General features: G+C 37.9%; 12 protein-coding genes and 2 pseudogenes. 10 read left to right on the top strand and 4 right to left on the bottom strand.

Annotation, left to right across the window (positions count from 1 at the left end; genetic code table 11):
• Positions 1-10 precede the first annotated feature (10 nt).
• Together mfd and UXI14_RS04435 are read left to right on the top strand one after the other, a co-directional pair.
• A complete protein-coding gene (gene mfd / locus UXI14_RS04430) occupies positions 11-3373 on the top strand; it encodes a transcription-repair coupling factor (RefSeq protein WP_335965044.1) in 3363 nt (1120 codons plus the stop codon).
• Between the two features lie 52 nt (positions 3374-3425).
• Positions 3426-4736, top strand: a complete 1311-nt coding sequence (locus tag UXI14_RS04435) for a TlpA disulfide reductase family protein (protein ID WP_335965045.1) — start codon at positions 3426-3428, stop codon at positions 4734-4736.
• Between the two features lie 4 nt (positions 4737-4740).
• On the opposite strand, the gene UXI14_RS04440 is transcribed toward UXI14_RS04435, so the two are convergent.
• The 3 genes and pseudogenes from UXI14_RS04440 to UXI14_RS04450 all read right to left on the bottom strand — a co-directional run.
• Positions 4741-5400 carry an aspartate kinase gene (locus UXI14_RS04440; protein ID WP_277900235.1) on the bottom strand — a complete coding sequence of 220 codons (660 nt, stop codon included), beginning with the start codon at positions 5398-5400 and terminating at the stop codon, positions 4741-4743.
• A 94-nt stretch (positions 5401-5494) separates the two neighbouring features.
• Positions 5495-5617 (bottom strand): hypothetical protein, encoded by a 123-nt coding sequence (locus tag UXI14_RS04445; protein WP_335965059.1) that lies wholly within the window; start codon positions 5615-5617, stop codon positions 5495-5497.
• Between the two features lie 6 nt (positions 5618-5623).
• A pseudogene (locus UXI14_RS04450) lies at positions 5624-5710 on the bottom strand (endonuclease); the annotation flags it as partial.
• Positions 5711-6075: 365 nt separating this feature from the next.
• Here UXI14_RS04450 and UXI14_RS04455 point away from each other — a divergent pair.
• From UXI14_RS04455 to UXI14_RS04490, 8 genes are all read left to right on the top strand, one after another.
• Positions 6076-7521 (top strand): DUF1800 domain-containing protein, encoded by a 1446-nt coding sequence (locus UXI14_RS04455; RefSeq protein ID WP_335965046.1) that lies wholly within the window; start codon positions 6076-6078, stop codon positions 7519-7521.
• Positions 7522-7528: 7 nt separating this feature from the next.
• Positions 7529-9205 carry a DUF1501 domain-containing protein gene (locus UXI14_RS04460; RefSeq protein ID WP_335965047.1) on the top strand — a complete coding sequence of 559 codons (1677 nt, stop codon included), beginning with the start codon at positions 7529-7531 and terminating at the stop codon, positions 9203-9205.
• An 86-nt stretch (positions 9206-9291) separates the two neighbouring features.
• Positions 9292-11388: a methionine--tRNA ligase gene (gene metG / locus UXI14_RS04465; RefSeq protein ID WP_335965048.1), complete on the top strand. Its 2097-nt coding sequence runs from the start codon at positions 9292-9294 to the stop codon at positions 11386-11388.
• Positions 11389-11410: 22 nt separating this feature from the next.
• Positions 11411-13537 (top strand): Tex family protein, encoded by a 2127-nt coding sequence (locus UXI14_RS04470; protein WP_335965049.1) that lies wholly within the window; start codon positions 11411-11413, stop codon positions 13535-13537.
• Positions 13538-13761: 224 nt separating this feature from the next.
• Entirely contained in the window at positions 13762-14574 is an 813-nt protein-coding gene (locus tag UXI14_RS04475) for an alpha/beta hydrolase (protein WP_335965050.1), read from the top strand.
• A gap of 198 nt (positions 14575-14772) precedes the next feature.
• Complete coding sequence (locus UXI14_RS04480; protein ID WP_335965051.1) at positions 14773-15246, top strand: GNAT family N-acetyltransferase; 474 nt, start codon at positions 14773-14775, stop codon at positions 15244-15246.
• A 168-nt stretch (positions 15247-15414) separates the two neighbouring features.
• The gene (locus UXI14_RS04485) at positions 15415-15516 is read left to right on the top strand and encodes a hypothetical protein (protein WP_335965058.1); all 102 of its coding nucleotides are present in this window, start codon (positions 15415-15417) and stop codon (positions 15514-15516) included.
• Positions 15517-15724: 208 nt separating this feature from the next.
• Positions 15725-16243, top strand: coding sequence for a ferritin (locus UXI14_RS04490; protein ID WP_335965052.1), 519 nt, complete (start codon positions 15725-15727; stop codon positions 16241-16243).
• 393 nt (positions 16244-16636) lie between these two features.
• Here the strand turns inward: UXI14_RS04490 and ssb are convergent.
• A pseudogene (gene ssb / locus UXI14_RS04495) lies at positions 16637-16943 on the bottom strand (single-stranded DNA-binding protein); the annotation flags it as partial.

Raw genomic sequence — 16943 nt, forward strand, 5'->3', positions numbered from 1 at the left:
AGAAGGTTTAGTGAGTACCACCATCACGCTATCTGGTTTAAATCAGGTTATATCTACGTATAAAGAATCTCTGCAACAGCAGAAATTAGGGAGTTCTGTTGCCCAGACCCAAAACAATATTTATTTAAAAGGCCTTGTTGGTTCATCTTTGTCAATTATTATGGCAAATGCCTTTAAGGAAGCTTCCTTGCCCTTTTTGGCTATTTTTAACGACAAAGAAGAAGCTGCTTACCATTTAAACGATCTAGAGCAACTTATTGGTGATAAAGATGTGCTTTTTTATCCCGGAAGTTACCGCAGGCCCTATCAAATTGAAGAAACAGACAATGCAAATGTTCTTTTAAGGGCCGAAGTACTCAACAGGATCAATTCCAGAAAAAAACCAGCTATTATTGTAACCTACCCGGAAGCTCTTTTTGAAAAGGTGGTGACTAAAAAAGAACTGGAACGAAGCACCTTAAAAATCAATTTAAACGACAAACTTTCTATTGATTTTATAAACGAAACGCTTTTTGAATATAAGTTTAAGAGGGTTGATTTTGTATCGGAGCCCGGCGAATTTTCCGTACGCGGGGGAATTGTAGATGTTTTCTCTTTTTCGAATGACAAACCCTACCGGATTGAATTTTTTGGCGATGAGGTTGACAGCATCCGTTCTTTTGATGTTGAAACGCAGCTCTCTACCGAAAAGCTTAAAAAAATTACCATTATCCCCAATGTAGAAAACAAGTTGCTGGAAGAAGACCGCGAAAGTTTTTTAAAATATACAACATCAAAAACTGTAGTATTCCTCAAAAATAAAGAGCTGTTCCTTTCAAAAGTAAACGATCTGTTCAGCAAAGCCGAGGAAGCTTTTAAAACCCTTTCAAAAGACATAAAGCATACTCCTCCAAAAGAACTTTTCTGTACCGGTGCATTGCTAAAAAATCAACTGGCCAATTACAATACGGTGGAACTTTCCAAGACAGAAACAAGGGAGGAAAATCAAGAAACCATCGCTTTCGAGACATCACCACAACCTTCATTCAACAAACAGTTTAACTTGTTGATTGAAGACCTTAACGGTAATTACAAAAAAGGCTATCAAAATTATATTGTTTGCGCTTCCGAACAGCAGGCAAAACGTTTTCACGATATTTTTAACGACGTAGACAAAGACGTACATTACCAAACCATTGTGTTTTCCATGTACCAAGGTTTTATAGATCATGAGCATAAAATAGCCTGCTATACAGACCATCAAATTTTTGAACGCTACCATAAATTTCAGCTCAAAAACGGATATTCCAAAAAACAGGCCATTACGCTTAAAGAATTGACCAATTTGGAAATAGGCGATTATGTTACGCATATCGACCATGGGATTGGTAGATTTGGCGGATTGCAAAAAATTCAGGTTGAGGGGAAATTACAGGAGGCCATCAAGTTAATTTATGGAGAGCGCGATATTTTATATGTAAGTATTCATTCGCTCCATAAAATTACCAAATACAATGGTAAGGACGGCAAAACCCCAAAAATATATAAATTAGGTTCCGCAGCATGGAAAAACCTTAAAAAGAAAACCAAAAGCAAGGTTAAGGAAATTGCCTTTAACCTTATAAAACTTTATGCCAAACGGAAAACAGAGAAAGGATTTCAGTACGGTCCCGATTCTTATCTGCAAAACGAACTAGAAGCCTCTTTTATTTATGAAGACACGCCCGACCAAAGCAAAGCCACGGAAGATGTAAAACGAGACATGGAAAGCCAACAGCCCATGGACAGGCTTGTATGCGGGGATGTAGGCTTTGGCAAAACAGAAGTAGCCATACGTGCTGCCTTTAAAGCTATTGACAACGGAAAACAGGTTGCCATATTGGTGCCTACCACCATTCTGGCCTTTCAGCACCATAAAACCTTTACCGAAAGGCTGGCCAATATGCCCGTGACCATAGATTACCTTAACCGCTTTAGGACTGCCAAAGAAAAAAAATACACTTTGGAAAGGCTGGCCGAAGGAAAAGTGGATATCATTATTGGAACACATCAACTGGTAAACAAAAACGTAAAATTTAAAGACCTCGGATTGCTCATTGTAGACGAAGAACAAAAATTCGGGGTTTCTGTCAAAGATAAATTAAAGACCATTAAAGAAAATGTAGACGTACTTACCTTAACGGCTACACCAATACCGAGGACGTTGCAGTTTAGCTTAATGGCAGCCCGCGATTTATCAGTTATAACGACCCCACCACCAAATAGGTATCCTATAGAAAGTACGGTTATTCAATTAAACGAAGAGGTGATCCGAGATGCTATTTCATACGAAATTCAACGGGGTGGGCAGGTTTTCTTTATCAATAACAGAATAGAAAACATTAAGGAAGTGGCCGGAATGATCCAGCGTTTGGTTCCCGATGCCAAAATTGGCATTGGCCACGGACAAATGGACGGAAAAAAACTGGAACAGCTAATGTTGAGCTTTATGCGGGGTGATTTTGATGTACTGGTGGCAACTTCTATCATTGAAAGCGGACTCGACGTGCCCAATGCCAATACAATTTTTATTAATAATGCCAATAATTTCGGGCTTTCGGATCTACACCAAATGCGCGGACGTGTAGGTAGAAGTAACAAAAAGGCGTTTTGCTATTTTATAACACCTCCTTATTCTGCTATGACTGATGATGCCCGTAAACGTATTCAAGCTTTGGAACAATTTACAGAACTTGGAAGTGGTTTCAATATTGCAATGAAAGATCTAGAAATAAGGGGTGCCGGAGATATACTTGGTGGTGAACAAAGTGGCTTTATAAATGAAATTGGTTTTGACACCTATCAAAAAATACTTCAGGAAGCTATTGAAGAATTAAAGGAAAATGAATTTGCCGACCTCTACGACCAAAAAAAAGAAGATAAAATTTACGTAAAAGAAACACAGCTGGACACCGATTTTCAATTATTGTTCCCAGACGATTACATCAACGCAATTACCGAGCGCTTAAACCTCTATAACGAGCTGAGCAATATTACAAACGAAGAAGGGCTTGAAGCCTATCAATCCCGATTAGCCGACCGCTTTGGGGAACTTCCGGAAGAAGCTGTCGATTTGTTGAATAGTGTCCGTATTAAATGGATTGCCACGCAAATGGGCCTGGAACGCATTGTATTAAAGCAAGGTAAAATGATAGGCTATTTTATATCGGACCAACAAAGCAGTTTCTACCAAAGTCCATGCTTTAAAAATGTTTTACAATATGTACAAACACATCCAAATATTTGTAAAATTAAAGAAAAACAAACACGCAATGGCCTGCGTTTACTAATTACTTTTGAAAGCATAAAATCTGTAAACAAAGCATTACAAGTATTAAAACCTTTTCTTGTGTAAGAAAAAGAATAACAATTATTGCATATTTATACGACTCTAATTATATAATGTCATGAAAAAATTAGTCCTATTATTTTTTGCACTCCCCTGTTTTTGCATTTCCCAACATACCATTTCTGGTACATTTGCTCCAAAAGAACAATACAGCAAGGTTTTTTTATACAAAACCCAACCTGATGCAGAAGATTATGTCACCTATATCTCATATACCGGATTGGATGATGAAGGAAAAATAGGCTTTTCACTTGACGAAGAAATGCAGCCGGGAATGTATCAACTTGTTTTTGGTATCCCACGTATTGCAAACCATTTTGATTTTATTTATGATGGAAATGAAGATATTTCCTTTTCTTTTAAAGAAAAAGAAGGCGTTACTTTTTTATCTTCTGAAGAAAATATGCTTTTACAGGAATACAACACTAGATTTAATGAAGCCAAACAGCTATTAACATCAGTATTTGCTCCCGATGTATCAAAAGAAACATTTACCAATGTTTTTAATGCTATCGAGGCAGTACAGACCACATATGAAGCTAAAAGTGAGGGCATGCTTGCCAATCATTTTATCAAAACGGGAAGAATCCCTATACCGGAAAAGAAAATAAGCCAAAAGGAATATAATGCACTGGAAAAGGAAGAATTTTTTAAAAATGTAGATTTTAACGACCCGGTGATCAAGGAATCTTTTTATCTGGTAAATATCCCCATTTCATATATTTTTAAATTTTCAAGCAAGAACGACACCCAATCTTATATGCACAATATAGACAATGCAATGACAGCTATTGGAGACAACCCTTATGTTAAAAAGCGTGTTTTAACAAGTGTATGGAAAAATGCCGTTGCGGATAAAGACATGGAAGTTGCTAATTACATATCGAACAATTACCTGGAAGAAATATCAAAAGAACAGGGCGACATTAAATTGCTTGACGAAATTGCAACATATAAAAGGGCCGGCGTTGGTGCCATAGCCCCGGATTTTAATCTGGACGACGGTAGAAAACTTTCCGATTTGGACAATGCCAAGCATTACCTTTTAATATTTTGGAGCAGTACTTGCTCGCATTGCTTAAAAGAAATTCCAGAAGTAAAAAAATTCTTGGCCAATAAGGATAAACACACACTTCAAGTAGTTGCTTTCGGCCTGGAAAATGATGAGCATCCATGGAAAGACACTATAAAAATGTACCCGGATTTTATCCAGGTCTATGGAGCGGGAAAATGGGACAATGCCACTGCCAAGGAATACAATATTACTGCTACTCCCACCTATTTTGTTTTGGATGCAGATAAAAAAATAGTTGCTAAACCCGATTCTTTAGAAGACTTGGAAAAAACAATTAATACAATCGCAAAATAGGCTTCTAAAGCCCTTTAAGGTCTTTTATTACTTTAAAAGCAATGTCTATTTGGTCTTCCCCAACTATAATGGTAAACTCGTTGGTGGTAGATATTACCTCGTGTAGAATAATGCCTTCCCAAGCCAAGCGTTGAAAAATAAAATAATAAATCCCCGGAATAATAACATTTTCTTCGGGCAATTTTACACTTATAGAAGAAAGCTTATCTACTTTTTGGGTAAGTTTTTCGTCTTTAAAAATATTTTCAACAATATCGTTCATGGAGTTGCTTACCACAATATTGGTCTCGTTAACCCCTCGGGAAGAAGTATAAAATACATCTTTGTTATCGTTAATCTCTTGTAACAACCTTGCCTGTTTGTTCAAGATCGTATCGGATATTAAAAAGGTATAATCACTCAAGGAAGACCGCACAGTTATCTCGCCAATATTTTTAAGCACTTTTAAAATTCGGTGGGTGGCCCTAAATTCCAGTTCAGAAGAAAGGCGTTTTAATGCCATTACAATGGCCCCGTTGCGAACGTCTTTACCGAGCTGTTCTTCAATTTCTGGTTTAATGTTCCTGGAAAGCGATGTAAGATTTATAATTCCTTGGGCCAGCGCACTTTGTAAAAATGGCTTTGATTTAATGTAGTTTTCTACAACAGACGATATTGTTTTCATTGTTGGTCTTTGGTTTGGTTTTTAGGAGCGATAAAAGTAAGTTATCTTTTTCTTAAAAGCAAAAAATAAAACGAAATGTTTTATTTATAACAATTCAAAAATAATAAAAAGCATCAGGAATATGCTTAATATCATACATTTCTTTGCTTTTAATAACCGCCACAATATCAAAACGGACCTCATAATCCAAATCGTTTTCAACAATATAATGGTTCATGGCCTTTACCATGAGCTTGATTTTCTTCTTATTTACAAAACTTTGGGGGGCTCCATAAAACAGTCAACTTCTGGACTTAACTTCTATCCCCACCAGAAAATCTTTGTCAAGGGCAATAATATCTACTTCGGCATTGTCAAACCTATAATTTGTTCATAAAATATCGTACCCTTTTTTTTAAGGAGTTCAACAGCCATTTTTTCAGCTTTTTTCCAAATTCATTATGTTCGGCCACGAAAACAATATCCGCTATTTTAGCGTTAATAATTATTATTTATAGAATTACCGCTTCAAAAACGAAATAACTTCAAGTTTTTCAGCATATTAGGTAAAAAAATATATCCGCACAAATACATATTTTGTACATTTATCGGTAATCCTTATTTATAGCTACTTACGTATATAAACAAAGGGGAAACCCAAACAAAACCAACTTAACACCCAAAAACCTAACAAAAATGCTGGCAAAAACCAATTGTAATACAGCCACGCTCTCCCCATATTCCAATCCTTTGGGCAAAAAGGATGTCTTACATTTATACAGAAGGGCCGGTTTTGGACTTTCATACAACAACATACAAAACCAAACAGGAAAATCGGCAGCGCAATTGGCTACCGAAATTGTTACCGAAGCCATTAACTTGGCCACTACCGATGCCCCAGAATGGGCAACATGGGACAATACCTTTTACCCTGAGGAAGACGGGGAAATTAAACGAGGCCATATTAACGAGTGGAAAAACACCTATGTCAATCAGTTAAGGGTTAACAACCTTAGGGACCGCCTAAGTTTTTTCTGGCACAACCATTTTGTTACCGAACTTAAAGAATACAATTGCCCGTCGTACTTATATGGATATTTTAATTTATTACAGCTACACGCGATAGGAAACTTTAAAACATTTGTTCACGATATCGGTATTGACTACGCCATGCTTACTTATTTAAATGGCGACCGAAGCGGTAAGGGCAACCCCAACGAAAACTATGCCCGTGAACTTTACGAGCTCTTTACCATGGGTGAAGGAATTGGTTATACCGAAGAAGATATAAAGGAAACGGCCCGAGCTTTAACCGGCTATACCAACCGTAACGAAGGCTGTGGAGAAATAATATTTAACCCCGATGCTTTTGACGACACCACCAAAACCATTTTTGGGCAAACCGGAGCTTGGGGATATAGCCATATTATAGACATCCTTTTTGAACAGCGCCCCAATGAAGTTGCCAATTTTATCTGCGGAAAGCTGTACGAGTTCTTTGTAAATCCTCTACAAATACCCGAAATAACCCAAGAATTGGCCAATACCTTTATTGCCAACGATTTTGAATTGGCTCCGGTACTCATACAACTTTTCTCCAGCGAGCATTTTTTTGATGAAGAAGCCCGCGGTGTCATTATTAAAAGTCATTATGATGTTTTCCTGAATTTTGTAAATGAAAGCGGATTTTCCATCAACGACGATTTATTGATGAGCGGAGTTAATATTTGTGGAATGATAGGCCAGGAAATATTCAATCCTGTTGATGTAGCGGGATGGCAGCGTGACCGCGATTGGATTGGTCCAAATACCATGATTGGAAGGTGGAAAATGTTGGAGTTTTACTTAAATGATGCTTTCGGTATGGACGAAGAACAGTTTGCAAATTTTGCCATGGACATTGCCGGCGGCCCCGGAAATACAGATCCCGAAGATATTACCCGACAAATTATAGATTGGTTTTTGCCATTGGGACTGCATACCCCGGAAGATTACAATATTTGCATCGATGTTTTTAAGAGCAATGTCCCTCAAAATTATTACGATGAAGGAAATTGGAACTTATTAAGCTCTTATGCTTCTACGCAGGTCTTTCAACTTTTACAGCACCTTATCAAACAACCAGAATTTCAACTTAAATAACCAAGCTATGTGCAACCATCACTATACTCCTTTCAACAATAAAGCAAAACACGACGAAGAGCACGAAAAATGGTCACGTCGGTCTTTTTTGCAGGCACTAGGTTTGGCCGGCTCTGGATCGATGCTATTAGGGGGCAATATTTTATCGGCCTCCTCTCCGTCTCCTTTAACCGCAGCTCTGGCTGCATCAGAAAACGACAATATTCTTATCCTGATTAGGCTCAACGGTGGAAATGACGGATTAAACACTATTGTTCCGGTATACGATTTTGACACCTATGCAAATTACAGGCCTAAAATCCACATTCCCTTTAACAATCTAACCCGCCTCAACGACGATTTTTATATTCCAAAATACATGGATTCGCTACAAACGTTATGGGGCAACGGCGGAATGAAGGTAATTCACGGTGTGGGCTACGAAAACCATAACATGTCGCATTTCAGTTCTTCGGATATTTTTGCTTCAACAGATTTGGAAAACCATACAAATACCGGGTGGATGGGCCGCTATTTCGACAATCATGAAGATTTTTCCAATTACCTGTTAAACCCTCCAACCGATCCGGCGGCCATTCAGGTAGGGAATATCGGAAACCTAATTTTTCAAGGCGAAGATGTAAACTACGCCTTTACCATAAACAACGTTACAGAACTGGAAAGAATTGCAGAGGAAGGCGTTGTGCACAGCCTTCATGACCTTATTCCAGAATGTACTTACGAAGAACAGCTATATTTTTTAAGGGGCACTGCCAACACCACTTATGAATATTCCGGTATAATTTCCGATGCTTTTAAAGCGGCATCCAATTCGGTTGAATATCCCGAAGGTTCACTTGCCCGACAATTGGCAACTGTAGCCAGATTGATTAAAGGCGGGCTAGGCACAAAAATATACATGGTAAGCCTAAGTGGCTTTGATACGCATTCTGCACAACCGGAACGCCATCAAAAATTAATGACAGAAATTGCAGATTCGACAGACAGTTTTTTTAAAGATCTGGAAGCAGGCGGGCACCACAAAAGAGTGCTTACCATGACTTTTTCGGAATTCGGAAGAAGGGTTTACGAAAACGGATCGTTTGGCACCGACCACGGTACAGCCGCGCCCATGCTACTTTTTGGACCTGGAATGGAAAGTCAGGGCTTTATTGGGGAGCATCCCGATTTAAACAATTTAATTAGAGGCGGGAACTTGCAAAATTCCATTGATTTTAGAGACGTTTATGCCTCCATTATGGCCGAGTGGCTTTGTATTGATGCTACTTTGGTAAGCGCCGCATTAAACGGACGGGCCTCTACCCTGCTCGGGATGGGAATGCCATGTTCTAACGAAGACAACACCGTTATAGAAGGCGAACCGCCAATTGCAGATGGCGGTAACGAACCCGAAGTTGAAGAGCCCATTGAAGAAGAAATAACAAATTTTGACCATTTCCCTTCTTATGGTAATGGCAAAAATGTATTTATAAACTATTCTGTACCAAATGCATCACATGTGGTAATTAGGCTTTACAATATCCTTGGGCAAGATTTGGGCACCCTTAAAAACGAAATGTCGCTAGAAGGTAAATTTAAGGTCAATATTAAAGAAAACACCAATAACAGACTGAGTCGCGGGCAGTATATTTACAGCATTTCATACAACGGAAAAATCTATAGCAAATCGGTAATTTTGAGCTAACGTCCGGGACTGTTTAAAACCTTGTGATATTTAGCTTTAAACTCTGTTGAAATTGATTATTTTTGTGACTTGAATAAATTTTGATGATGTCACAGAAATACAACGATACACCCCAAAACAAAAATAGATTTACCATTACGGCGGCCCTACCATATACAAATGGGCCTATACATATTGGACATTTAGCAGGCGTATATGTTCCGGCAGATATTTATGCCCGATATTTAAGATTAAAAGGAAAAGATGTAGCCTTTATCTGCGGAAGCGACGAGCATGGCGTTGCTATTCCCATGAAAGCAAAAAAAGAAGGTGTCTCGCCTCAGGAAATAATAGACAAATATCACGGAATTATAAAAAAATCGTTTGAGGATTTTGGAATCTCCTTTGATAATTATTCCCGTACTTCTGCTAAAATTCATCATAAAACAGCCTCCGACTTCTTTAAGAAAATGTATGAAGAAGGTAAATTTATTGAAGAAGTTACCGAACAGTTATACGATGAAGAAGCCCAACAATTTCTTGCCGACCGCTTTGTAACCGGAACTTGCCCTAAATGTGGGCACGATAGCGCTTATGGTGATCAATGTGAAAATTGCGGAAGCTCCTTAAACGCAACAGATCTTATAAATCCAAGATCTACCATTACAGGTTCTGTTCCTATTTTAAAAGAAACAAAACATTGGTTTTTACCACTCGATAAATACGACGGATTTTTACGCGAATGGATTATTAAAGGGCATAAAAGCGATTGGAAACCCAACGTGTATGGCCAGGTAAAAAGCTGGATAGACGAAGGCTTAAAACCCCGCGCCGTAACAAGAGATCTAGATTGGGGCATTCCGGTGCCGGTAAAAGGTGGCGAAGGAAAAGTATTGTACGTTTGGTTCGACGCCCCGATTGGCTATATCTCTTCCACAAAAGAATGGGCAGAAAGAGAAGGAAAAGACTGGGAACCTTATTGGAAAGATTCACGTTTAATCCATTTTATCGGGAAAGACAATATTGTTTTTCATTGCATTATATTTCCTTCCATGTTACAAGCGCACGGAGATTATATTTTACCGGAGAATGTTCCCGCTAACGAATTTTTAAATTTGGAGGGCAACAAGCTTTCAACTTCTAAAAACTGGGCCGTTTGGCTGCATGAATATTTAGAGGATTTCCCTGAAAAACAGGATGCTTTAAGATATACACTTACCGCCAATGCCCCTGAAACCAAAGACAACGATTTTACTTGGAAAGACTTTCAATCCCGCAATAATAACGAATTGGTGGCCATTTTTGGCAACTTCATCAACCGTGTCGTGGTTTTAACCCATAAATATTACAATGGAGAAATTCCCAAGCCAGCTACTTTTTCTGAAATTGACAAACAAACCCTTTCAGAACTAAAAAAATACCCCCGTATTTTATCGGCTTCCATGGAAAAATACCGTTTCAGGGAAGCCTCGCAAGAATTGATGAACCTTGCCAGGCTCGGCAATAAATACCTGGCCGATGAAGAACCATGGAAGGTAATAAAACAAGACGAAGAACGGGTTAAAACCGTTATGTACATTGCCTTGCAAATAGCTTCTGCATTGGCTGTTTTAAGCGAGCCTTTCTTACCGTTTACTTCAGAAAAACTAAAAGATATCCTTGCTTTTAATACATTGGACAAGGCTCCGTTATGGAACGATATTGCCGAAGAAAATATTTTATTGCCGGCGGCACATACCATTAACAAAGCCGAATTGTTATTCACTAAAATAGAAGACGGGGAAATACAGAAACAATTAGACAAATTGGAAGCTACCAAAAAAGAGAACAAAGCCGCAAACGAAGCAAATACACCTAAAACAGAGCCACAAAAGGAAACCATTACTTACGACGATTTTGTAAAGCTCGACATCCGTACAGGAACCATTTTGGAAGCCGAAAAAATGCCAAAAGCCGATAAATTGCTGGTGCTAAAAGTCGATACCGGAATTGACACGAGAACTATTGTTTCCGGTATTGCAAAAGATTTTAAAGCACAAGACATTGTTGGTAAGAGAGTAACTGTTTTGGTAAACCTTGCGCCTAGAAAACTACGTGGCGTTATGAGCGAAGGAATGATATTGATGACCGAAAACAACGACGGAAAAATTGTATTTATCAACCCAGACGAAGACCAAGTAGGCAATGGAAAATTAATTAGCTAAATCAAAACGGTTTAAAACAATCATGCAAACACTCATTGAATACATCGGTGTTAAAACTTCAGTCTCAAAAAAGAGCATTGAAAATACCATTGCACTTCTTGAACAGGATTGTACTATTCCCTTTATTTCTAGGTATAGAAAAGAAGTCACTGGAAATTTAGACGAAGTACAAATTGGTGAAATTGATAGTTTTAAAAAAGAATTTGAAACTCTTCAAAAGCGAAAAGAATCCATTTTGAAATCGCTTGAAGAACAAGAAGTACTTACAAACGAGCTTCAACAAAAAATTGAAACAACCATCAATTTGGTAGATTTGGAAGATTTGTACCTCCCGTACAAGAAAACCCGAAAGGCCAAGACAGATACGGCACGGGAAAACGGCCTGGAACCGCTTGCAAAAATAATCATGGCCCAAAATGCCAATGATTTGGAGTTTGTTGCTTCAAAATACATCAATAATACCATTTCTTCAGAAGAAGAAGCTTTGGAAGGTGCCCGGCATATTATTGCCGAATGGGTTAATGAACGGATTGATATTAGAAATTTGTTAAGAAACCAATACGAACGGTATGCAGAAATCTCTACCAAAATTGTAAAAACAAAAAAGGAAGAAGAAGAAGCTCAAAAATTCAGGGATTATTTTGATTGGTCAGAACCGTTAAAAAGATGCCCGTCGCACAGGTTGTTGGCGATTTTAAGAGCTGAAAACGAAGGCTTTATCAAAACAAAAGTCACCATTGATGAAGACCGGGCACTGGATATGATAGCGAATCGTGTTATTAAATCCAACAACGAATGCGCAGCCCAAATAGAATTGGCCGTAAAAGATGCGTTTAAAAGGTTGTTGGCCCCTGCCTTATCAAATGAAGCATTGGGCAATGCAAAAGAAAAGGCAGACGAAACGGCCATAACCGTTTTTGAAAAAAACCTGCAACAATTATTGTTAAGTCCGCCGCTTGGCGAAAAAACAATTCTTGCCATAGACCCCGGTTTTAGGACCGGTTGTAAAATTGTTTGCCTCGATAAACAAGGCTCACTGCTTCATAACGAAACCATTTACCCACACGAACCAAGAAAAGAAGCCACACAGGCCATTAAAAAAATAAACACCTTGGTAAGCGCCTATAAAATTGAGGCCATTGCCATTGGTAACGGAACCGCATCCAGAGAAACCGAGAATTTAATAAAACGCATCCGTTTTGATAGCGATGTACAGGTTTTTGTGGTTAGCGAAGCGGGTGCCTCTATTTATTCGGCTTCCAAAATTGCCCGGGAAGAATTTCCAAATTACGATGTTACCGTAAGGGGCTCGGTCTCCATTGGGAGAAGGTTGGCCGATCCTTTGGCCGAGCTCGTTAAAATAGAACCAAAATCTATTGGCGTGGGCCAGTACCAACACGATGTGGACCAGACCAAACTTAAAAATAAGCTCGACCGTGTTGTGGAAAGTTGCGTAAACAAAATTGGCGTAAACATAAATACGGCCAGTAAACCGCTTATGAGCTATGTATCGGGAATTGGTGAGAAACTGGCAGAAAATATAGTTTTATATCGTGAAGAACACGGTCCGTTTACATCAAGGGAAGAAATCAAGAATGTTGCCCGTTTAGGAAACAAAGCTTTTGAGCAAAGTGCCGGGTTTCTTCGCATAAAAAATGCCGACAACCCTTTAGACGATTCTTCCGTACACCCCGAAAGCTATCAAATTGTAGAAAAAATGGCAACAGACATGAAAATTGCCGTAAACGAACTGATAGGAAACAAACCGCTGATTAAAAAAATTGATCTCCGTATATATTGCACCGCCCAAGTTGGCCTGCCAACGCTTGAAGACATTCTTAAAGAACTGGAAAAACCCGGCGTTGACCCAAGAGAAAAGGCAAAAATGTTTGAATTTGACCCCAATATTAAAACCATAAACGATGTAAGATCCGGCCTAATCCTTCCGGGGATTGTAAACAACATCACCAATTTTGGCTGTTTTGTGGATATTGGCATAAAAGAAAGCGGTTTGGTGCATATTTCAAACCTCACCAATGCTTATGTTACCGATGTTAACGAAGTGGTAACGCTCCAACAACATGTACAGGTAAAAGTATTGGAAGTTGACATGCAACGTAAACGTATTCAGCTTTCCATGAATTTTTAAGTCTAAAAAAGGTATCTTTGAAGGTGATGTAAACCCAGTTTTGGATGGTGAGGGAGTTGGTTGTAAATATATTGAAAGAAGTATTTAAATTTGTGCAAAACAAGACTTAAAAGAAAGAAAATATTTCAGAACATAAAAAGAGCTAAACAACATTCTGACCCAAAATTCTTTAAAAAACTGACTAATGATATTTGGGAGTTGGCAACCATTTAAAAGAGATACACTTGAAAACTAAATACGCATCTAAAAAGACAAATTCTTTTGGTCATACCGTTCAGATTAATGATTTTGAGATGTACTACGAGGAATACGGAGATGGAAAACCATTAGTGCTCTTGCATGGATTTGGTGGTTGTTCACAGAATTGGCATCCTTTTATATCTAAACTTTCAGAGAATTATCGTTTGATAGTCATAGATATGCGCGGACATGGATATTCAACAAATCCAGTGAATAAATTCACTCATCAGGATTCTGCAAATGACGTGTTCTTTTTGCTTGACAAGTTAGGGATTGACAGTTTTTCTGCCATGGGAATGAGTTCCGGTGGTATGACTCTACTGCATATGGCAATAAACCAACCCAAGCGCATTGATTCAATGATATTAATTAGTGCAACTTCTTATTTCCCCGAACAAGCAAGAGCCATTATGCGCAGAGCTTCATTTGAAACCTTGCCACAGGAAGTACGAGAAATGTATCGAGAGTGTGCAAAACGTGGAGATGAACAAATACGTCAACTTATTGCTCAATTTAACGCATTGGGAGAAAACTATGACGATATGAGTTTAACTGAACAAGATTTATCAGCCATTACTGCTCAAACGCTTATTGTACAAGGAGATTGTGATAACTTTTTCCCGATTGAAATTTCTGAAAGCATGAAACGTTTTATTCCGAATTCCGAATTATGGATTATTTCAGGTGGCGAACATGTACCAATTTATGACGCAAAGATTCCGTTCACTTCAAAAGCACTTAAATTCCTTGGTGGAATAGATAACAAGACACAATCGGATAAATATTTGAAAAAATAATGAATAAAAGAAAAACAGTTGCCAACAATGCTATACAAACACATAGGCGAGATAGTAGTAAATTCATGGGCTGTAGACCGCATCAACTTCTCAACGGTTTGATAAGTTTGAAGCCCGAAATCACCTACTTTGCATATACTAAACGTTGTAAGCAAGCTGAAAAAAAATTATACCCAGAATCAAAATTGGAATCGGAAAATGAATTTTACGGAAACAGAAATCTTGAATGAGAAACAAAAACTTGAGGTAATTCAATTGTGGAACAGCGAATACCCAAAAGGGTTAAGCCTCCTCAATTTAGTCGAATTCGACCAATATCTTGATAAACTTTCCGACAAAAACCACATATTGCTTTTCGATGAAAACGAAACTGTAAAAGGATGGCTAATTTATTTTATAAGGGATAATGAGCAGTGTTTTGCGATGCTCGTGGATTTTTCCCTGCAAGGACAAGGGTTAGGTTCCAGATTTTTAAATTTGGCAAAAGAACGAAATTCAGAATTGAACGGATGGGTTATTGACAATGACGACGAACCCAAACAAAATGGGGAAAACTATTTATCACCGATTGGATTTTATCGCAAGAACGGATTTGAAATACGAACAGACATTCAACTGAAAAAGAAAAACATCAACGGAATTAAAGTCATCTGGAAATCAACTAAAAAGTAAGTTGGAAAAATCATTTTAGATTTAGCGGTAAAAAGGAACAAAAGAAAGAGATGAATATGAATTTGAACTAAAACTTGAGCTAATTGGAGATATGATTAAAACCGCTCGGAAAAAGAGAAAATTGACACAAGAACAATTGGGCGAATTAGTTGGAGTAAAAAAGTTCAGATTTCAAGACTTGAAAATAGCACAGGAAATGTAACTTTTGAAACTGTGATGAAAATTTTCAATGCATTAGGAGTAAAATTGAACCTGACTTTACAAATATAAAAACGTTTGCCAACAATAGTAGCCATTGCACAAACCGATATTTATAAAAACAACTGCAAAAGCCTTTTAAATATTTCCCTGCAATAAGCAAAACAATTACTCCCTCCATTTTTTGACTACTAAAAATTAGACTATTTATAAATTACATCCCTGTCCTTTTAAATTATAGGAGCAAACCGATATTTCCTTAACTTTATAAAAAAAGATCATGTTAGCAAAAAAAATAGAAACTGTATTAAATAACCAAATAACCGTAGAAGCCGAATCTTCCCAAATATATCTGGCAATGGCCTGTTGGGCGGAAGTTAAAGGCCTAGAAGGCGTTGCGCAGTTTATGTACGACCAATCCAACGAAGAGCGTGAACATATGCTCAAACTTGTAAAATTTATAAACGAGCGTGGCGGCCATGCAAAGATTTCGGCCTTAAAAGCCCCCAATGTAACTTTTGGAAGTTTTCAGGAAATGTTTCAAATGCTCCATGACCATGAAATCCTTGTTTCAGAAAGCATCAACAACCTTGTCCATATTACTTTAGAAGAGAAAGATTATGCCACACATAACTTCCTGCAATGGTACGTTGCCGAACAAATTGAAGAAGAAGCCATGGCCAGGACCATTCTGGACAAAATAAACCTTATAGGCGACGATAAGGGCGGTTTGTATTTATTCGATCGGGACATACAGCAATTAACGGTAACCAGTTCGGCTTCAACTCCCGACGAATAGTTTTTCGACCATAAAAATGTTAAAGTTTATTTAGATTAAGTATAAATAAATATATTTGTCCTCGGTAATCAAATATTTTTTCCGTTGGGCAAGAAGAAAAAAGACAAAGAGAAGAAGAAAAACAAAAAGGTTAAAGAGCTTAAAATTAAAGGCTTAAAATCTAAATGTTGCGAAAAATATAAAAAAAGCGAGTCCAAGCGTTGTAAAAAATGTCCTTGCTTTGACCTGATTAAAGAGAAGGCCGCATAGTTTTCCTTATAAAAAATATTCAATCAAGCCCAAGATTGTTATTTACATTTCCATCAAAAAAAGTCAAGATGAGTTCAATATAAAAAGCCCCTAAAATCTCAATTTTAGGGGCTTTTTTTGCTTTCTTCAAACTATGCAAAAAATTTATTTACTCAACATTAGCAATTCGTTACAATTTATTTCGGTAACATAACGCTTTACACCTTCTTTGTCCTGATAGGTTCTCGAGGTTAGTTTTTCCCTCTATGGCTACCTCGTTTCCCTTAACCAAGTATTTCTCGACGATTTTTGCGGTGTTCCCCCACGCTACCACTTGGTGCCATTGGGTGTCCTTAATTAGTTCTCCATTTTGGTTTTTATAACTATCGTTGGCAGCAATGGAAAATTTTGCCAATTTTTTCCGCTTTCTAAATTGATAATCTCAGGATCATTTCCTAAATTACCTATTAAC

This window comes from Galbibacter sp. PAP.153, from assembly GCF_037029175.1.
Taxonomy (GTDB): domain Bacteria; phylum Bacteroidota; class Bacteroidia; order Flavobacteriales; family Flavobacteriaceae; genus Galbibacter; species Galbibacter pacificus.